Here is a 17,579-nt window from a genome sequence, read left to right on the forward strand (position 1 = left end):
CCGGTTCTGGCGGGACATGCCCGGCGCAGGGTGAGCTGCAAGCAGGGGCCGGATGAACCTGCCGGGCCCCCGAATGTCGGCTGGGGCCTGCCCGAGGAACCGAACCGTGCCGCCGGCGTATCGACAGTCGGGCCTTGTGGCTGGCGGGCGCGGCACGAAATGTGGCCGCAATAGGGCAAAAACGGTTGCCCCGCGCGCAAAGATCGTTCAATGCGCTTCTCCGGGCCTTCCACGTGGGAAATTACGAGGCGCGCGCCCTTCGCGCAGGGGATTGCCCTGGCAGGCAGCCGGGGGTGCGCGGCAGACCCATGCGTTTTGGTTGGACGTTCCGCCCGCGTCACCCAGGCTTCAGGAGGACTGAGAACTTGCAGCTTCCGCACCATCTTCCCGGCTCGATCGAGCTGTCCATCGTCATCCCGGTCTACAACGAGGAAGCGGGGCTCGATGCGCTGATCGCGCGCGTCACCGCCGCCGCACACGCCCAGTTCGGCGAGCGCTATGAATTCATCCTCGTCAATGACGGGTCGAAGGATGGCAGCTGGAACGCGATCTGCCAGCATGCCGACCATGATCCGCGCATCGTCGCCATCAACCTCTCGCGCAATCACGGCCACCAGCTGGCGCTGACCGCGGGGCTGGGCCACGTGCGCGGCGACATCGTCTTCGTGCTCGATGCCGACCTGCAGGACCCGCCCGAACTGCTCGGCCCGATGCTCGAACAGCTGCGGGCCGGCTATGACGTGGTCTATGGCCAGCGCACCAAGCGCCACGGCGAGACCGCCTTCAAGCGCGGCACCGCGGCGCTGTTCTACCGCACGCTTGCCAGCATGGTCGACACCCACATCCCGCGCGACACCGGCGATTTCCGCCTGATGACGCGCCGCGTGGTCGACCAGTTGAACGCCATGCCCGAACGCTACCGCTTCATCCGCGGGCTCGTCAGCTATGTCGGCTTCAACCAGATCGCCTTCCCCTATGAACGCGACGCGCGCTACGCGGGGGAGACCAACTACCCGCTGCGCAAGATGCTGGCGCTGGCGGTGGATGCGGTGACCAGCTTCTCGGTCGTGCCGCTGCGCTTCGCCTCGCATCTCGGCATGCTGTTCGGCCTTGCGGGCCTCGTCTCGCTGGTCGGCATCCTGTGGGTGTGGCTGGCAGGCGGCACGGTGCAGGGCTGGGCGAGCCTTGCCGCGCTGACGCTGATCATGGGCTCGGTGCAGCTGCTGGTGCTCGGCGTGTTCGGCGAATATCTGGGCCGCATGTACATGGAGGGCAAGAGCCGTCCGCTGTTCATCATCTCCGAGGTGCGCCGCCATCCGATCGCCGCCAACGAGGAACCTGCCGGCGTCGCCGAGGGCGGCACGATCGACACCAAGCTCAGCGAGGGCATCCGTGTCGCAGGCTGAATTCGACGCTTATGTTGATGAATACGACTCCCAGCACGCCCAATCGGTCAAGCTGAGCGGGGAAGACCCGGAATTCTTCGCCGAATACAAGGCGAAGGAGGCCGCGCGCGTGATGGCCGCCGCAGGCCTCGCGCCGCAGCGGATCATGGATTTCGGCGCAGGGCGCGGCAATTGCATCGCCCACCTGCAAGCCGCGTTCCCCGACGCCGCGCTCACCGCGCTGGATGTCTCGGCGCGCTCGCTCACGCATTGTGCTGCGCGCGCGATCCGGCCGCTCGAAACCGTGTGCTACGACGGCCGGACCCTGCCGTTCGAGGATGCGAGCTTCGACCTCGTGTTCACGGCCTGCGTGTTCCACCACATCCCGGCCGAGGATCACATCCGCCTGCTCGCCGAGATCCGCCGGACGCTCACCCCCAAGGGGCGGTTCATGCTGTTCGAGCACAATCCGTGGAACCCGCTCACCCGCCACGCGGTGGCGGCCTGCCCCTTCGATGTGAACGCGGTGCTGATCAGCGCGCCCGAGATGCGCCGCCGCTTCCGCGCGGCGGGCTTCACCGATATCGACCTGCGCTGGACACTGTTCTTCCCGGCTTTCGCCGCCCCGCTGCGCCCGCTCGAACGCGGGCTTGGCTGGCTGCCGCTGGGCGCGCAATACCGCCTCGTCGCGCGCTGAGGGGCCCTGACACCATGCTTGCCCGCCTGCTGCGATTCGGGCTGACCGGTCTTGCCAATTCGGCGGTGGGCTGGGCGGTGATCTTCGGCGGGCTGTGGGCCGGGATGAGCGGGCTGGCCGCCAATGCGGCGGGCTATGGCGTCGGCCTCGTGCTGTCCTTCACCCTTAACCGCCGCTTCGTGTTCGGGGTGACGGGCAAGGTCCGCGCGCCAGAGGTGCTGCGCTTCCTTGCCGCCTTCGCCATCGCTTACGGGGTGAACGTGGCGGTGCTGTTCGCCGCGCAAGGCGTGCTGGGCGAGGACAGTGCGCTCGCGCAACTGCCCGCGATCGGGGCCTATATCGTGATCTTCTTCCTGCTCTCGCAATTCGTCGTGTTCCGAAAGGCGGCGCCCGAATGACCGCGCCCGCCGTCCCGCTCCAGCCCATCGTGCCATTGGGCGGCCACCCGCGGATGCAAGGCCTTCTCGACCGCTGGTGGGCGATTGCGCTGGTCTGCCTGATCGCGCTCGCGCCGCTGCTGGTGGTGGAGGGGATCGCCCCGCTGACCGACCTCTACGGCCACCTCGGCCGCCACGCGGTGCAGACCGGCCTCGCCGAGCGTCCGGGCCTGCAACCTTTCTTCAGCTACGAATGGAAGCTGATCGGCAATCTGGGCGGGGACATCCTGGTCCAGCTGTTCTACCCGCTGCTGGGTGTCGAGGGTGCGGTGCGGGCGACGGTGATCGTCACCCAGGGCCTCGGCGCGCTGGGCCTGCTGCTGGTGAGCCGCGAGGTGCATGGCCGCGTCACCCCGTTTGCGCTCGCCGCGATCCCGCTGCTCTATGGCTTTCCCTTCAACTACGGCTTCATCAACTACACGCTGAGCATGGCGCTGGCGCTGCTCGCCTATGTGCTGTGGCTGCGGCTGCGGGCGGGTGGGCGCGAGGGGCTGGCGGCGGTGTGGCTGGGCGTGGCGGGCGCCGCGATCTGGGTCGCGCACACCTATGGCTGGGCGTTCCTCGGCCTGCTCGCCGGATCGACCATGCTGGCCGAGGTGTGGGCGGCGCGCACGCACCCCTTGCGCGCCGTGGGCCGCATCCTTGCCGCGTGCTGGCCGCTGCTGCTGCCGATTATGCCGATGGTGATCTGGCGCGCGGGAAGCTCGGGCGCGGCGATTTCGGGCTGGGCGTGGGGGTACAAATACGTCTGGGCGCTTTCGCCGCTGCGCACCTATTGGCGCGATTTCGACATGGCCTCGCTCGCCGTGCTGGCGATGCTGCTCGGCTGGGCGCTGAGGGCGCGCGCGGTGCGGTTTGACCGCAGGATCGGGATCGCGGCGCTGCTGTGCCTCGTGTTCTTCATCGCCCTGCCGTTCCGGGTGTTCGGATCGGCCTTCGCCGACATGCGGTTGCTGCCTTATGCACTGGCGCTGGCGCTGGTGGCGATCGGGACGGCGCGGAGCGAAGATGGCACGTTGCAGGCCTCGCGACAGGCCTCGCGGGCGCTGCTGGTGGCAGGCGCGATCGCGCTCGCGTTCTTCGGGGTGCGCATGGCGAGCACCACCATCGCCTACCGCAATCTAGACCGGCAGGTGCAGGCCGCGCTCCCGGCGCTGGACAAGATGCCGAAGAGCGCGCGGGTCGCGTTCTTCTCGGTCAAGCCCTGCCGCACGCGCTGGGCGCTCGCCCCGCTCGATCATCTGGCGGGCGCGGCGATGGCGCGGCGCGATGCTTTCGTGAACGACCAGTGGCAGCAGCCGGGGGTCAACCCGCTCAAGGTCAGCTACCCGGCGGCCGAGCCCTTCGTGCGCGATCCCTCGCATCTGGTGGTGCGCGAGGAGTGCAAGGAAAGCCGATCGCGCGTCAGGCTCTCGACCGCGCTGGCACGGCTCCCGCGCGAGGCCTTCACCCATATCTGGATCGTCGGCCAGTACGACGGGAAGCTGACCCCGCCGCCGGGCTTCGTCGAAGTGCCCGATGCGGGCAGCGGACGGCTCTACGCCGCCACGCGGTAAGCGCTGCCGCGCACCAGCTTGCCCGGGCGTGCCCCGGTCGACTGGTCGAAGCGGCGGATCACCTCGCCCGCCACGATGGTCGCCTCGTAGCCGGTGGCGCGCTGGTGCAGGCGGCGGCCGCCGGCGGGCAGATCGCGGACCACTTCGGGCAGGTGCAGGGTGAGGTTGTCGAGGTCGATCACATTCACGTCCGCGCGCCCGCCCACGGTGAGCGTCCCCCGGTCTGTGAACCCTACCGCTCGCGCTGCCTTCTGGCCGAGCATGTGCACCGCTTCGGCAAGGCCGAGCTTCAGCGGCCCGTCCTTCTGGACGAACTGGGTGAGCAGATAGGTCGAATAGCTCGCGTCGCAGATCGCCCCGTAATGCGCGCCGCCATCGCCGAGGCCGGGGACGCAGTAGGGGTGGCGCAGCATTGCGTGCGCGCTTTCGAGGCTGGCATTCTCGTAATTGCCGAGCGCGGCAAGGAACAGCCCGCGCCCCTCGGTTGCCAGCAGCCGGTCATAGGCGACCTCCTGCGGGGAGCACCCGCGCGCGGCGGCCTGGCCTGCCATGCTCAGGTGCGCAGGCGGGGCGTAGTCGGGCGGATTGTCGAGCGGGAACAGCCAGCGCCAGTTGCGGGCGAGCTCGTTGAAGGGGTGGCCGGGGGTGAAGTCCTCGCTCAGCAGCGCAGCGCGCAGGGAGGGATCGCGCATCGCTGCGACCTGCTCGGGAATGCTGAGATGTGCGATTTTCGCCCATGAGGGGCACAGCACGAAGGGGTGCACCGTCAGTTCCAGCCCCGCGATCAGCCCGATCGGGCGCGGCATCACCTGCGCATGGGCGACGCCTCCCGAAGCGTTGGTCGCCTCGAGCATCTCGAGCACCCGCCGCCAGCGCGGCGGCGCATCATTTCCCGAGGCGAGCGTGAAGGTTGCCGGGCGGCCGCTGGCGGCGATCACCCGCTCGATCACGCGATATTCCTTGTCCCACCCGACAAAGGCATCGAGCACCACCTGGAACGTGCCCGCGCCTGCATCCTTCATGCCGCCGGTGATCGCTTCAAGCTCGGCAATGTCGGTGTCAAAGGTGGGTATGGCCTCGCCATCGGCGGTCTTGTGGATCGACAGGCGCGAGGTGGCAAAGCCGATCGCGCCCGCGCGCATGGCGTCGGCGGTCAGTTGTCGCATCGTCGCAAGGTCGTCATCGGTTGCCGGCTCGCGCTTTGCGCCCCTTTCGCCCATCGCATAGACCCGCAAGGGGGAGTGGGGGAGGTAGGCGGCAATGTCGATATCGCGCCTTCCGGCAGCGACCTTGTCGAGATATTCGGGGAAGGTCTCCCAGTCCCAGTCCAGCCCCTCGGTCATGACCACGCCGGGAATGTCCTCGACCCCCTCCATGACGTTGATGAGCATATCGTGATCGGCCTTGCGGCAGGGCGCGAAGCCGACCCCGCAATTGCCCATCACCGCGGTGGTCACCCCGTGCGAGGAGGAGGGGGAGAGCTCCTCGGCCCAGATGCATTGGCCGTCGTAATGGGTGTGGACGTCGATGAAGCCGGGGGTGACGAATTTGCCTTTTGCATCAATTTCTTGCGTCCCGCTTCCGGTGATGCTGCCGATGGCGGCGATGCGCCCGCCGGCAATGGCGACGTCGCCCTCGGCAAGATCGCCGCCCGTCCCGTCGGCAATCGTACCGCCGCGGATCACCAGATCATAATCGGCTGCCATCGCTGCTCTCCTCTTCCCGCGGGGATGATGCGCTGGGATGCTGGGGCGGGCAAGGGGGTGCGGCAACTCGCACTTTTGCGCTTGGGCGCGCCGCGCTAGGGTGGGGCATGACCGAGGCCCCTCCATCCCCGCGCCGCATCGCGCTTGCCGGCGCAAGCGGAACGATCGGCGCGGCGGTGCTGCGGCGATTGCAGGACGAGGGGCTTGAGGTCGCCGTCCTCCCGCGCGCGAACCTCGCCGAGCCCCGCGCGCTGGCGCAGGCGCTGGCCGAGCGGGGCTGCGAGGTCGTGATCTCCTGCATCGCCTCGCGCTCGGGCGCGCCGAGGGATGCCGAGGCTGTCGATTACGCGGCCAATGCCCGCCTGCTGGCAGCGGCGCGCGGGGCGGGGGCGGAGCATTTCATCCTGCTCTCGGCGATCTGTGTGCAGAAGCCTCGCCTCGCCTTCCAGCACGCCAAGCTCAGGTTCGAGGCCGAGCTGGCGGCGAGCGGGATCGGCTACACCATCATCCGGCCCACGGCCTTCTTCAAGTCGCTCTCGGGGCAGGTCAGCCGCGTCAAGGCGGGCAAGCCCTTCCTGATCTTCGGCGACGGCCTCCTCACCCGCTGTAAGCCGATCAGCGATGATGATCTCGCGCGCTTCATCGCCGGGTGCATCGGCAACCCCGAGGCCTGGGGCAAGGTGCTCCCCATCGGCGGCCCGGGGCCGCCGATTTCATTGAGGCAACAGGGCGAGCTGCTGTTCGCGCTGACGGGGCAGGAGCCGCGCTTCCGCTCGGTGTCGCCCGGCATGTTCACCCTCGCCGAGCGGGTGCTGGGCCTCGGCGCGCCGTTTTCGGGGTGGTTCGCAGAGAAGGCCGAATATGCCCGCATCGCGCGCTATTACGCGACCGAAAGCATGCTGGTGCTCGACCCGGCGAGCGGCGAATATTCCGCCGATCTGACCCCCGAATACGGGAGTGAGACGCTGGAGGGCCACTACCGGCGGTTGCTCGCCGAAACCTAGCGCGGGGCGATGTGCCAGCTGGCGGGCGCGAGCAGTTCACCGATGTGCGGCACGAACACCGGCTCGGCCGCGTAGTTGAAGGTGAAGACATGGCTCGCCGTGCGCCTCTCGCGAATGCCTTCGGGCAGGTCGAGCAAGGCGACACCCGCCTCGTCCGCCATCCGCTCCACCAGTAGCGCAAGCAGCGCGCGGTCGGGCCAGATCGCGCAGTAGCGCATGGTGCCGTGACGGTAGACCACCCCGCGTCCCGCCCCGTCCGACAGTTCGGGGGCGAGGTCCGACGCCACATCCTCGCGCCAACGGGTGACGGTGAAGCCTGCCACTTCCTCCGCCACCCCGTCGCGCAGGCTCTCGACGCGGGTGACGGTGAGCGGGATCGCCTCACGCAAGTCGCCCGGCGCAAGGCCCTCGGGGATGGAGAAGCTTTCGGTCTTGCTGCCCGAGCGGGGCCCGAGGAGCACGGGGCAGGAGAGCGCCGCCAGTTTTTCCGCAAACCCCTCGGGGATGATGGGAAGCGTTGGCACCACCACCATTTTGTAGCCCGCAAGCGCGGCCGAGGGCGCAAGGATGTCGACATTCAGCCCCCGCTGGCGCAGCGCGGAATAGGCTTCGAACACCAGCTCGAGATAGCGGAACGACTGGCCCTGCGGCTGGATGCCGATGGTCCACGCCGCTTCGTAGGAGAACACCAGCGCCACCGGCGCCTGCGCGGTCGTCTGCGGACCGATAGCGGCCGCCACCGCCGCCGCGTCCCGCACTTCGTCGGCGGCTTCGGCCTCGCTGCTGTCTGGGCGCAGCAGGCCGGCGTGCATCTGCTCCTGTGCGAAGGGGGCCTGCCGCCAGCGGAAATAGGAGGTGAATTCGGCCCCGTGCGCGCAGGCTTCCAGCGTCCACAGCATCACCATCCCCGGCAGCGGAGCAGGGTTGAAGCGCGCCCAGTTCACCGGGCCGGGCTGCTGCTCCATCACCCCCCAGCGGCCCTTGGAGCACCCGCGATACAAGTCATGGTGGAAGGCGGCGATATCGGGGTGGCCCTGCCGCATGTAGGCGGCCTTCTCATCCGAGGAGCACCAGAACTGCTCCAGAAACCCGAGCGGATAGGAATCCCACGTCGCCACATCGATGTCGCGGCCCACATCGTGGTGATCGAACTCGGTGAAGAAGCCCATGAAGTTGTGGGTGATGTCCACGCCGGGTGAATGGGCGCGGATGATGTCCACCTGTTCGCGGTTGAAGCTCGCCACCTGATCCGAGGCGAAGCGGCGGTAGTCGAGCCAGTGCGCGGGGTTTGCCTCGGTGACGGTCAGGTGAGGGGCATCCACCTCGGCGAAGGAGCGGTATTCCATGCTCCAGAAGACATTGCCCCAGGCTTCGTTGAGCGCCTCGGGCGTGCCGTAGCGCGCGGCGAGCCAGCCACGAAAGGCGCTCACGGCGGCGGCAGAGAAGGACAGCACCGTGTCATGGCAGCCATATTCATTGTCGGTCTGCCAGATGGCGATGGCGGGGTGCTTGCCGTAGCGCTCCGCCAAAGCGGTCACGATCCGGCGGCACTCCTGACGATAACCCTCGTGGCTGAAGCAATAGTGCCGCCGCGATCCGAAGCCGCGCGGGCGGCCCTGTTCGTCGATGGCGACCATGTCGGGCATGCGGTCCACCAGCCACTTGGGCGGGGTCGCGGTTGGCGTGCCGAGGATAACCTTGAGGCCGGCGGCGTGGAGCGTGTCGATGGCGCGGTCGAGCCAGCCCCAATCGTATTGGCCCGGCTCGGGCTCGATCCGGCTCCAGGCGAATTCGCCGATGCGCACGAGGCTGAGACCCATCTCCGCCATCCGCCGCGCGTCCTCGGCCCACATGTCCTCGGGCCAGTGTTCGGGATAATAGCAGCAGCCGAGTTTCATTGCGGCAATCTCTCCAGCGCGACCAGCCACGCGGTTTCGGGGTGGGTGAGGGGCAGCGCGAGGCCTTGCGTCATCAGGGCGGTGCCGGACAGGACGAGGCCCTCGCGCCACACGTCCGGATTGGCGAGGTAATGCTTGGCACGCGGCGGCCATGGCTCCGGCAGGGTGACGCGGTAACGCGCCTCGGGCTCCAGCCCCGCGAGGCGCACGGGGGCGGCGTCGAACACCGGCGAGAAGGCGGTCTGGGCAACCAGCGCCAGCGCCTTGTCCGCGTGCGTCACCATCATGCCGGTAATGTTCGCGTCAGGGTGGGTGAGACGGTGCAGCGCACCCTCATGCAGCACGCCGCGCCACGCCTTGTAGAGCGCGATGTGCGCGGCGAGGCACTTGCGCTCCTTGTCGGTCATGCGGGCAGGGTCAGCCTCCACCCCCATGTGCCCGAACACCGCCACCTTGGCGCGGAAGTCCATCGCGAGCCGCCGCCCCGTGATCGGATTGGGCGAGGGGCCGACATGGCTGCCGAGCACTTCGAGCGGCAGGAACTGGCTCCACGCGGGGATGATGCGCAGGCGCTCGATCGCGTCGTTGTTGTCGCTCGGCCAGACCCGGTGGACGCGCTGAAGCACCCCGTAGTCGATCCGTCCCCCGCCGCTCGAACAGCTTTCGATTTCGATATGGGGATGGGTGGCGCGCAGGTGGTCGAGGAGGGCGTAGAAGCCCTCGGTCTGACGCGGGGCCGAGGGGAAGAGGTCGCGGTTGTGATCCCACTTGAAGTAGGCGATGGCGTGCTCGCGCAGCAGCGCATCGAGGCATTCGAACAGGTAATCCCGCACCTCCGCGCGCCCCAAGTCGAGCGCCAGCTGGCCGCGCATCGTCGGGCGGTCGCGACCTTGCGTGTGCAGGCACCAGTCGGGATGGGCGCGGTAAAGATCGCTGTCGGGCGAGACCATCTCGGGCTCGACCCACAGGCCGAAATCCATGCCGAGGTCGTGGACGCGCGCGATCAGCGGGGCGAGGCCTTTCGGGAACACATCGGGCGAGACGAACCAATCGCCAAGGCTGGTCTGATCGTTCCGCCGTCCGCCGAACCACCCGTCGTCGAGCACGAAACGTTCGATCCCCAGCGCCGCCGCGTCCTCGGCGAGCGCGATCAGCCCTGCTTCCGAGAGATTGAAGCCGAGCGCCTCCCACGAATTGAGGTGGACCTTGCGCGGGCCCCAATCCTTGCGGGCGGGCAGCACCGTGGTGCGGGCATGGGCGTGAAACCGCTGGGCGAGGGCCGAGCGGTCGGAAGCGAGCCCGATCATTGCCACCGGGGTGTGATGGCTGCCGTCATGCGCGAGATCGATTGCGCCGCTGTCCCAGCCTGCGCCCATCTGGAACACCGCGCGCCCGTCGGCGCTTCCCACCAAGTCGACGTCGATCCGGGTGTCGTGATCGCCGCTCCACGAGAGATGCGCGCCCAGCACCTCGCCTGAGGTGGGGTCTTCGAGGATTAGCCAATTGCCCCCGCCAAAGCCCGGCTTGCCGCCCGTCGACGTGCGGGCGAAGCCCTCGGGCGCGATCGAGCAGCTCGCCTCGCGCATCTCCCCGGCCCAACGTCCGGCGAAGCTGGTGAAGTGGGTGAAGCGGCGGGGGATGGGCAAGACGAGCGCGCTCAGCCGGTCGAGAGCCAGCTTGCGGTTGCCCGGGTTCCAGATCGATGCCTGGGTCGTGACTATCTCTGCCCTCTCGATCCGCCAAGCCTGTTCGATATCGAGATCAAGCTGGGTGTCGCGGAAGTGCAGGATCACCTCGCTTGGATATTCCTCCCACGCGGCGAGGCGGAAATCGGTGGCGCATTCCTTACAGGTGTGATCGCCGTATTGGCGCAGCCGCACCGCAGGCGTCCCGCTCCATCCGGCCTTGCCCTCTGGCAGCAGCCCTGGCACCGGCGGCACATCGGGCTGGTTCTCGTGCCGCCCGCGCGCGGCGGCGGCGGCGATCATCGCCAGATCCTCGCCCTCCGGCAGGCGCGCGCCGAGATACACGCAGTCCGCCGTCCCGCCCGCTTCCAGCGCAAACACCAGCGTCAGCCGCTCGCCATCGAGCCTCACGAAATCCACTGGCTATGCGCTCCCGTCTCCGAGTGCCGGTGATGACCGGCGCCTGCGGGCTTGCCGCTTGCCCGCCATTGCGCTGTAACCGCCGCCAACGAGAGGGGAAAGCGCGCAAATGCCACAAGTCACTACCGGGGGCGACCCGACGCAGATCGCCGTGTGCCTTGGCCTGACGCTGGTGATTGCGCTGGCGACGTGGCTGACGCTGCGGCGCGAGGGGCATGACGGGTCGAAGAAGGACGTCTACCTCGCGGGCGGCAAGCTCAGCTGGCTGTTCGTGGCGGGCGCGATCACGCTCACCAACCTTTCCACCGATCAGCTCGTCGGCATGAACGGCAACCAGATGCTGCTGCTCGCCTGGTGGGAGATCAGCGGTTTCGTCGGCCTCTTGATCCTCGCCTATGTGTTTGTGCCGATCTATTACCGGGCGAGAGTCACGACCGTGACCGAGCTTCTCGAACAGCGCTATGGCGGCGGCGGCATCCGCACGTTGGTGTCGGCGCTGTTCCTGTTCGGGATGGTGCTGATCTACCTGCCCGCCGGGCTCTATTCGGGCGCGCTGTTCCTCAAGACGGCGGGGATCGACTTCGACCTGCTGGTGCTGGCGGGCTTCCTCGGCGTGGTCGCGGCGGCCTATACCATGGCGGGCGGCCTCAGAGCGGTGGCGGTGATGGAGACCTATTCCGGCATCGGCGTGCTCGCCATCGCGGTGCTGGTGGTGGTGCTGGCGCTGAACGCGGTCGACTGGGACATTGCCCGCGGGGTGCCGCCCGAGCGCCTCACGATGGTCGGCGCGGCGGATTCGCCGATCCCGTTCCACACCCTGTTCACCGGCATGATCTTCATCCAGATCTACTACTGGTCGACCAACCAGCCGATCACCCAGAAGGCCATGGCCGCGCCTTCGGTCAAGGAGGCGCAGAAGGGCGTGCTCGCCGCAGCGGTGGTGCGCATCCTGATCATCCCGGGAATCGTGGTGATCCCGGGCGTGGTCGCCTTCCAGCTGTTCGGCGATATCGACGATGCCGCCTATGGCCGGCTGGTGGGCGAGGTTCTGCCGCCGTGGCTTTCGGGCGTCTTCGCCGCCGCCATCGCCGCCGCGGTGATCGCCCACACTGCCGCCGTGATGAACGCGGCGGTCGGGCTCTATGCGGTCGACTTCCACGAGAAGTTCGTGGGCAAGGTCGAGAACCACTGGCGCCTGTCGGGGATCGTCACTGTGGTGCTGACGGTTGCTGCGGTGGCGCTGGTGCCGGTGTTCGATAACGCCAAGAGCATCATCAACCTGCTCCAGCAATTGAACGGCCTCAGCTCGATGCCGATCCTTTCGGCCTTCATCGTCGGGCTGCTGTTTACAGGCGTCGAGAGCCGCGCGGCGATCGTCGGCGTGGTGTGGGGCTTTGCGCTCTATGCGCTCTACAGCTTCGCGCTCGAGCCTGCGGGGCTGATCACCCTGCATTACATCGACTTCATGGTGGTGACGCTGGCGACGAGCGTGATTGCCGCGCTTGCCTTCAACCGCTTTGCTCTCGGCGGGCGGGCGCGCTTCGCCCCGCGCGAGGTTTTCGCCGGGCTGGCCAGGCGCTCCGAGGAAGAGGGGTTCGGATGACTCTCGATCCGCTGCGCCCGCAGCGGCGCTACAATCCGCTGACCGGCGGCTGGGTGCAGGTCTCCCCGCAGCGCATGGGGCGGCCGTGGCAGGGCGAGCTGAGCGAGCCCGATCCGCCGCCGCCGCCCTATGATCCGGCCTGCTACCTGTGCCCCGGCAATGCGCGGGTGGGTGGTGAGGCGAACCCGGCCTATGAGGGCGTATATGTGTTCGACAACGACTTCCCCGCGCTGGCCGAGGATCAGCCGGCCGAGGTAGATCACGATCCCCTGTTCCGCGCCGAAGCTTCAGCAGGCGTGTGCCGGGTGATCTGCTTCTCGCCCGATCACGGCAAGTCGCTCCCCTTGCAGACCCCGCAGCAATTGCGCAGCGTGATCGACACATGGGCCGACCAGACCGCCGAACTCGGGGCTCGCTTCGCCAATGTGCAGGTGTTCGAGAACAAGGGCGCGATGATGGGCTGCTCCAACCCGCACCCGCATGGGCAGGTGTGGGCGACAGCGCACCTCCCTCAGGAGGTCGCCAGCGAGGACGAGCGCCAGCGCGAATATTTCGCCGAGCATGGCAGGCCGATGCTGCTCGATGCAGCGAGCCGCGAGGCGACGACAAGCGAGCGCGTGGTGGAGAGCAACGACGACTGGCTTGCCGTCGTCCCCTTCTGGGCGGCATGGCCGTTCGAGACCCTGCTGCTGCCGCGCTTCGCCGTCCAGCGGATGCCGCAGTTGACCGACGGCCAGCGCGATAGCCTTGCAGCCATCCTCAAGGCGCTCGCCACTCGCTATGATAACCTGTTTCGGACCAGCTTCCCCTATTCGATGGGCTGGCATCAGGCCCCCTTCGGCATGCCGGACGCGGGCCACTGGCAGCTCCACGCCCACTTCTACCCACCGCTGCTGCGCTCGGCCTCGGTGCGCAAGTTCATGGTCGGCTACGAGATGCTCGGCGAGCCGCAGCGCGATCTCACCCCCGAGCGTGCTGCAGAGATGTTGCGTTCTGTCAGCGGCTTGGTGCATTATCGCGATTAATCAAGGGATATTCGCTTCACATGGATCGCCGCGAAAGACTTATTGCCCGCGCCCGGCAGGGCTACCGGCTGGCCTATGGCGTGGAGCCGACGCGGTTCTACGCCGCGCCCGGCCGCGTCAACCTGATCGGCGAGCATGTCGATTACAATGACGGCTTCGTGCTCCCCTGCGCGATCGACCGCGAGACGATCGTCGCCGCCGGGCCACCCGCGCCGCAGAGCAAGGAGAAGCTGTTCGAGGCGGTCGCGCTCGACATGGGCGACATGGCCAGCGCGCGCGACAAGTTCGATCTGCTCGTGCCGATTTGTCCGGGGGAGAACAACTGGCAGAACCACGTGCGCGGGGTGGTGCAGTCGCTGGGCCGATACGGCTACCGCGTCCGCCCGATGCGCATAGCGATCGCGGGCGACGTGCCGATCGGCGCGGGGCTGTCCTCCTCGGCAGCGTTCGGCGTGGCGGTGGCGCTGGCGTGCTCGGACTTTTCAGGGCTCGATCTAACGCCCGAAATACTCGCCAAGGTCGCGCAACTCGCTGAGAACGATTTCGTCGGCTGCGCCTGCGGCATCATGGACCAGATGGCCGCCGCCGCCAGCGTCGCCGATCACGCGCTGCTGCTCGATTGCCGCAGCCTCGAACACATGGCGGTGCCGATCCACAAGAGCCTCGCGATCACCGTGATCGACACCGGCCTGCGCCGCAGCCTCACCGAAAGCGCCTTCAACCAGCGCCGCGCCGAGTGCGAGGCGGTGGCGCAGCACTTCGGCGTCACGGCGCTGCGCGACATCGACGGCGGCAAGCTGCTGCTCGCCCAAACCGAACTCGATCCCACGCTGTTTCGCCGCGCGCGCCACGTGGTGACCGAGATGGAGCGGGTCGAGCCGATCGGCGTTGCACTCGCCAAGGGCCAGACCGCGGTGCTTGCCCAAGTGATGCGTGAGGCGCACCTCTCGCTTTCGGAAGATTTCGACGTTTCGCTCCCGCCGATCGACCGGCTGGCGCAGTTGGTCGCCGAGGCGCTGGGCGATGCGGGCGGGGTCAGGCTGACCGGCGCGGGCTTCGGCGGGTGCCTCGTCGCGGTCGCCGCGCATGAGGCGGGGAGGGCAATCGACGAGGCGATCGGGCGCTACAATGGCGAGGCCGATCTGCCCGCGCGGGCAGAGGTGTTCCGGCCGACCAGCGGGGCGGCGCCGATCCTGCTCGAGTGAGCGGCCTCAACCGTCTGGCCCCACTTGGCTCTGGGCGCGCGCGTTTTTTGCGGCGGGCACCTTCGCGGATGATTTACACATATAAAAATATCTTTATATGCTTCCCGTCGCAATGGTTATCGAGGACATCTTCAAGGCGCTGGGCGATCCCACCCGGCTGCGCATCGCCCGCCTGCTCGGCACGATGGAGCTTGCCGTGGGCGAACTCGCTCAGGTGCTCGGCCAAAGCCAGCCGCGCGTCTCGCGCCATGTCGGCATCCTTTGCGATGCGGGCCTTGCCGAGCGCCGCCGCGAGGGCAGCTGGGTGTTCCTGCGCCAGAGCGAATCGGGCTCGGGGGTGATCGAGGCGGTGCAGGCGCTGCTCGCGCTTGCCGAAGAGCAGGAACCCGCCTTCGCCGCCCTGTGCCAGGCCGACCGCAAGAAGCTTGCCGCGATCCGCCACGCGCGCGAGGCGGCGGCGGAGACCTATTTTGCCCGCCACGCCAGCGAATGGGACGAATTGCGCGCGCTCCACAGCGCCGATGCGGATGTCGAGACCCGCCTCGCCCAGGCCCTGGCCGATGCGCCGCTGGGCGCGCTGCTCGACATCGGAACCGGCACGGGCCGCATCGCCGAAGTCTTCGCCGATCATGCCGAGCGGGTCGTAGCGCTCGACAAGAACCTCGAGATGCTGCGCGTCGCGCGCGCCAAGCTCCAGCACCTGCCCGCACAACGTGTCGAGCTGGTGCAGGGCGATTTCGCCGACCTGCCGTTCCCCGCCGCCAGTTTCGACACGGTGATCCTCCACCAGGTGCTGCACTTCGCCCCCGATCCCGCCCCTGCGCTCGCCGAGGCCGCGCGGGTGCTGCGCGCCGGGGGCCGGATCGCGATCGTCGATTTCGCCAGCCACGATCACGAGGAGCTGCGCACCCGCCACCAGCACGTGCGCCTCGGCTTCTCGGACCGCCAGATGGCCGAACTGCTGCGCGCAGCAGGCTTTGTCGCCAGCGCCCCGACCGCGCTTGAAGGCGGGGCGCTGGTGGTCAAGATCTGGACCGCCAAGCGCCGAGCCACTCCCGCTTCCCTCAAGACCCCCGCCCTGGAAACCGCGCAATGACCCCGACCTTGAACCAGCTCCACGAATATCGCACCGCCACCGACATGCCGCTGTTCTCGGGGCTACCGGGCGATGTTGCGGTAAGCTTCGAATTCTTCCCGCCCAAGAACGAGAAGATGGAAGAGCAGCTGTGGGACGCGGTGACGCAATTGAAGCCGCTGGGGCCGAGCTTCGTTTCGGTCACTTATGGCGCGGGCGGATCGACCCGCGAGCGCACCCATGCGACGGTCGCGCGGATCATCGGCGAGGCGAAGCTGCCGGCGGCCGCGCACCTAACCTGCGTGGCGGCGAGCAAGGCGGAAATCCACGAGGTTGCCGAGCAATATTGGGAAGCGGGCGTGCGCCACATCGTCGCGCTGCGCGGCGATGCGGGCGAGCCCGGCGCGCCCTTCACCCCGCACCCCGAAGGCTATGCCAGCGCCGCCGAGCTGGTGAGCGGCCTCAAGGCGATCGCCCCGTTCGAGGTTTCGGTCGCGGCCTATCCCGAGACGCACCCCGACGCGCTCTCGCCGCAGGACGATATCGACAACCTCAAGCGCAAGCTTGATGCCGGGGCGACCCGCGCGATCAGCCAGTTCTTCTTCTCGCCCGAAGCCTTCTTCCGCTTCCGCGATGCCTGTGCGGCGTCCGGGATCGACGCGCCGATCCTCCCCGGCATCCTGCCCGTCACCAATGTGGCGCAGGCGAAGAAGTTCGCAGCCGCTTGCGGGGCGGCGATCCCGGCGTGGATGGATGGTCTGTTCGAAGGTCTCGACGAAAAGCCCGCCGCGCGCCAGCTGGTCGCCGCGACCGTAGCCGCCGAACTGTGCCGCCGGCTCTATGCGGGCGGCGTGCGCGACTTCCACTTCTACACGCTCAACCGCCCCGAACTGGCTTACGCGATCTGCCACATGCTCGGCAAACGCCCCGTCACGGAGAACGCCGCATGAGCGCCCGCCAGCAACTCCAGGCCGCAGCCAAGGAACGCGTGCTGATCTTCGACGGCGCGTTCGGGACGCAGATCCAGAACCGCAAGCTGACCGAGGCGGATTACGCGGGCGACCTCGGCCTGCCTGCCGACCAGAAGGGCAATAATGATATCCTCGCGCTGACCCGCCCGGATGTGATCGGCGACATCACCCGCGCCTATCTCGATGCGGGATCGGACGTGGTTTCGACCAACACCTTCTCGGCCAACCGCATTTCGCAAGCCGACTATGCCGCCGAGGCCATGGTGCGCGACATCAACCTCGCGAGCGGCAAGATCGCCCGCGCGCTGGCGGATGAATATGCGGCAAAGGACGGCCGCCCCCGCTTCGTCGCTGGCGCGATCGGCCCGACCAACAAGACGCTGTCATTGAGCCCCGACGTCGAAGACCCGGGCTACCGTGAGATCGACTTCGACGAGCTCGTCGCTGTCTACAAGGAACAGGCCGCCGCGCTGGTCGAGGGCGGGGTGGACTTCATCCTGATCGAGACCGTGTTCGACACCCTCAACGCCAAGGCCGGGATCATGGCGGTCAAGCAGCTGGAGCGCGATCTGGGCCGCGAGGTGCCGGTGATGATCTCGATGACGCTCACCGACCTTTCGGGGCGCAACCTCTCAGGGCACACGGTCGAGGCCTTCTGGTATGCGGTGCGCCACGCCAAGCCGATTACCATCGGCCTCAATTGCAGCTTCGGCGCCGAGCAGCTGCGACCGCATGTCAAGGTGCTCTCGCAGATCGCCGATACGCTGCTGATGGTCTACCCCAATGCGGGCCTGCCCAACGAGCTGGGCGAGTATGACGAGCTGCCGGACACCACCGCCGGGCTGGTCAAGGACTGGGCCGACCACGGCCAGGTCAACATCCTCGGCGGGTGCTGCGGATCGAGCCCGGCGC

General features: G+C 68.0%; 14 protein-coding genes. 11 read left to right on the plus strand and 3 right to left on the minus strand.

The window, feature by feature from the left end; translation table 11 throughout:
* Positions 1-365 precede the first annotated feature (365 nt).
* The 4 genes from NBV68_RS09245 to NBV68_RS09260 are packed head-to-tail and all read left to right on the plus strand — an operon-like array spanning position 366 to position 4,075.
* Positions 366-1,406, plus strand: coding sequence for a glycosyltransferase family 2 protein (locus tag NBV68_RS09245; protein ID WP_296309050.1), 1,041 nt, complete (start codon positions 366-368; stop codon positions 1,404-1,406).
* Complete coding sequence (locus tag NBV68_RS09250; protein WP_296309052.1) at positions 1,393-2,082, plus strand: class I SAM-dependent methyltransferase; 690 nt, start codon at positions 1,393-1,395, stop codon at positions 2,080-2,082. The genes NBV68_RS09245 and NBV68_RS09250 overlap by 14 nt, the downstream gene beginning before the upstream one ends.
* A 14-nt stretch (positions 2,083-2,096) precedes the next feature.
* Positions 2,097-2,480: a GtrA family protein gene (locus NBV68_RS09255; RefSeq protein ID WP_296309053.1), complete on the plus strand. Its 384-nt coding sequence runs from the start codon at positions 2,097-2,099 to the stop codon at positions 2,478-2,480.
* On the plus strand, positions 2,477-4,075 hold the full coding sequence (locus NBV68_RS09260) for a hypothetical protein (protein WP_296309057.1): 1,599 nt from the start codon (positions 2,477-2,479) through the stop codon (positions 4,073-4,075). Before NBV68_RS09255 ends, NBV68_RS09260 begins: the two co-directional genes overlap by 4 nt.
* Here the strand turns inward: NBV68_RS09260 and NBV68_RS09265 are convergent.
* Positions 4,057-5,781, minus strand: coding sequence for an amidohydrolase family protein (locus NBV68_RS09265; protein ID WP_296309060.1), 1,725 nt, complete (start codon positions 5,779-5,781; stop codon positions 4,057-4,059). The two genes, NBV68_RS09260 and NBV68_RS09265, sit on opposite strands and share 19 nt — an antisense overlap.
* A 107-nt stretch (positions 5,782-5,888) precedes the next feature.
* Between NBV68_RS09265 and NBV68_RS09270 the strand changes: the two genes are divergently transcribed.
* The gene (locus NBV68_RS09270; protein ID WP_296309063.1) at positions 5,889-6,785 is read left to right on the plus strand and encodes an NAD(P)H-binding protein; all 897 of its coding nucleotides are present in this window, start codon (positions 5,889-5,891) and stop codon (positions 6,783-6,785) included.
* Here NBV68_RS09270 and NBV68_RS09275 read toward each other — a convergent pair.
* Both NBV68_RS09275 and NBV68_RS09280 read right to left on the minus strand, forming a co-directional pair.
* Positions 6,782-8,683, minus strand: a complete 1,902-nt coding sequence (locus tag NBV68_RS09275; RefSeq protein WP_296309065.1) for a beta-galactosidase — start codon at positions 8,681-8,683, stop codon at positions 6,782-6,784. The two genes, NBV68_RS09270 and NBV68_RS09275, sit on opposite strands and share 4 nt — an antisense overlap.
* Positions 8,680-10,788 (minus strand): alpha-galactosidase, encoded by a 2,109-nt coding sequence (locus NBV68_RS09280; protein WP_296309067.1) that lies wholly within the window; start codon positions 10,786-10,788, stop codon positions 8,680-8,682. Before NBV68_RS09280 ends, NBV68_RS09275 begins: the two co-directional genes overlap by 4 nt.
* A gap of 109 nt (positions 10,789-10,897) precedes the next feature.
* Between NBV68_RS09280 and NBV68_RS09285 the strand changes: the two genes are divergently transcribed.
* The 6 genes from NBV68_RS09285 to NBV68_RS09310 all read left to right on the plus strand — a co-directional run.
* Complete coding sequence (locus NBV68_RS09285; RefSeq protein ID WP_296309069.1) at positions 10,898-12,391, plus strand: SLC5 family protein; 1,494 nt, start codon at positions 10,898-10,900, stop codon at positions 12,389-12,391.
* Entirely contained in the window at positions 12,388-13,416 is a 1,029-nt protein-coding gene (locus tag NBV68_RS09290; protein WP_296309071.1) for a UDP-glucose--hexose-1-phosphate uridylyltransferase, read from the plus strand. Before NBV68_RS09285 ends, NBV68_RS09290 begins: the two co-directional genes overlap by 4 nt.
* Before the next feature lie 20 nt (positions 13,417-13,436).
* Positions 13,437-14,621, plus strand: coding sequence for a galactokinase (gene galK, locus NBV68_RS09295; protein ID WP_296309073.1), 1,185 nt, complete (start codon positions 13,437-13,439; stop codon positions 14,619-14,621).
* Between the two features lie 112 nt (positions 14,622-14,733).
* Positions 14,734-15,717, plus strand: coding sequence for a metalloregulator ArsR/SmtB family transcription factor (locus NBV68_RS09300; RefSeq protein ID WP_296309080.1), 984 nt, complete (start codon positions 14,734-14,736; stop codon positions 15,715-15,717).
* Positions 15,714-16,646: a methylenetetrahydrofolate reductase [NAD(P)H] gene (gene metF, locus NBV68_RS09305; RefSeq protein WP_296309075.1), complete on the plus strand. Its 933-nt coding sequence runs from the start codon at positions 15,714-15,716 to the stop codon at positions 16,644-16,646. The genes NBV68_RS09300 and metF overlap by 4 nt, the downstream gene beginning before the upstream one ends.
* Positions 16,643-17,579 (plus strand): homocysteine S-methyltransferase family protein (locus NBV68_RS09310; RefSeq protein ID WP_296309078.1); only part of this gene is annotated, 937 nt, incomplete at its 3' end. The genes metF and NBV68_RS09310, both read left to right, overlap by 4 nt.

The organism is Erythrobacter sp. (assembly GCF_023653175.1).
Lineage (GTDB): Bacteria > Pseudomonadota > Alphaproteobacteria > Sphingomonadales > Sphingomonadaceae > Erythrobacter.

Bases quoted from the DNA above. Each gene is read 5' to 3' on its own strand.
- NBV68_RS09275 (WP_296309065.1), bottom strand. From the start codon at position 8,683: ATGAAACTCGGCTGCTGCTATTATCCCGAACACTGGCCCGAGGACATG.
- NBV68_RS09270 (WP_296309063.1), top strand. From the start codon at position 5,889: ATGACCGAGGCCCCTCCATCCCCGCGCCGCATCGCGCTTGCCGGCGCA.
- NBV68_RS09255 (WP_296309053.1), top strand. From the start codon at position 2,097: ATGCTTGCCCGCCTGCTGCGATTCGGGCTGACCGGTCTTGCCAATTCG.
- metF (WP_296309075.1), top strand. From the start codon at position 15,714: ATGACCCCGACCTTGAACCAGCTCCACGAATATCGCACCGCCACCGAC.
- NBV68_RS09265 (WP_296309060.1), bottom strand. From the start codon at position 5,781: ATGGCAGCCGATTATGATCTGGTGATCCGCGGCGGTACGATTGCCGAC.
- NBV68_RS09300 (WP_296309080.1), top strand. From the start codon at position 14,734: ATGGTTATCGAGGACATCTTCAAGGCGCTGGGCGATCCCACCCGGCTG.
- NBV68_RS09260 (WP_296309057.1), top strand. From the start codon at position 2,477: ATGACCGCGCCCGCCGTCCCGCTCCAGCCCATCGTGCCATTGGGCGGC.
- NBV68_RS09290 (WP_296309071.1), top strand. From the start codon at position 12,388: ATGACTCTCGATCCGCTGCGCCCGCAGCGGCGCTACAATCCGCTGACC.
- NBV68_RS09285 (WP_296309069.1), top strand. From the start codon at position 10,898: ATGCCACAAGTCACTACCGGGGGCGACCCGACGCAGATCGCCGTGTGC.
- galK (WP_296309073.1), top strand. From the start codon at position 13,437: ATGGATCGCCGCGAAAGACTTATTGCCCGCGCCCGGCAGGGCTACCGG.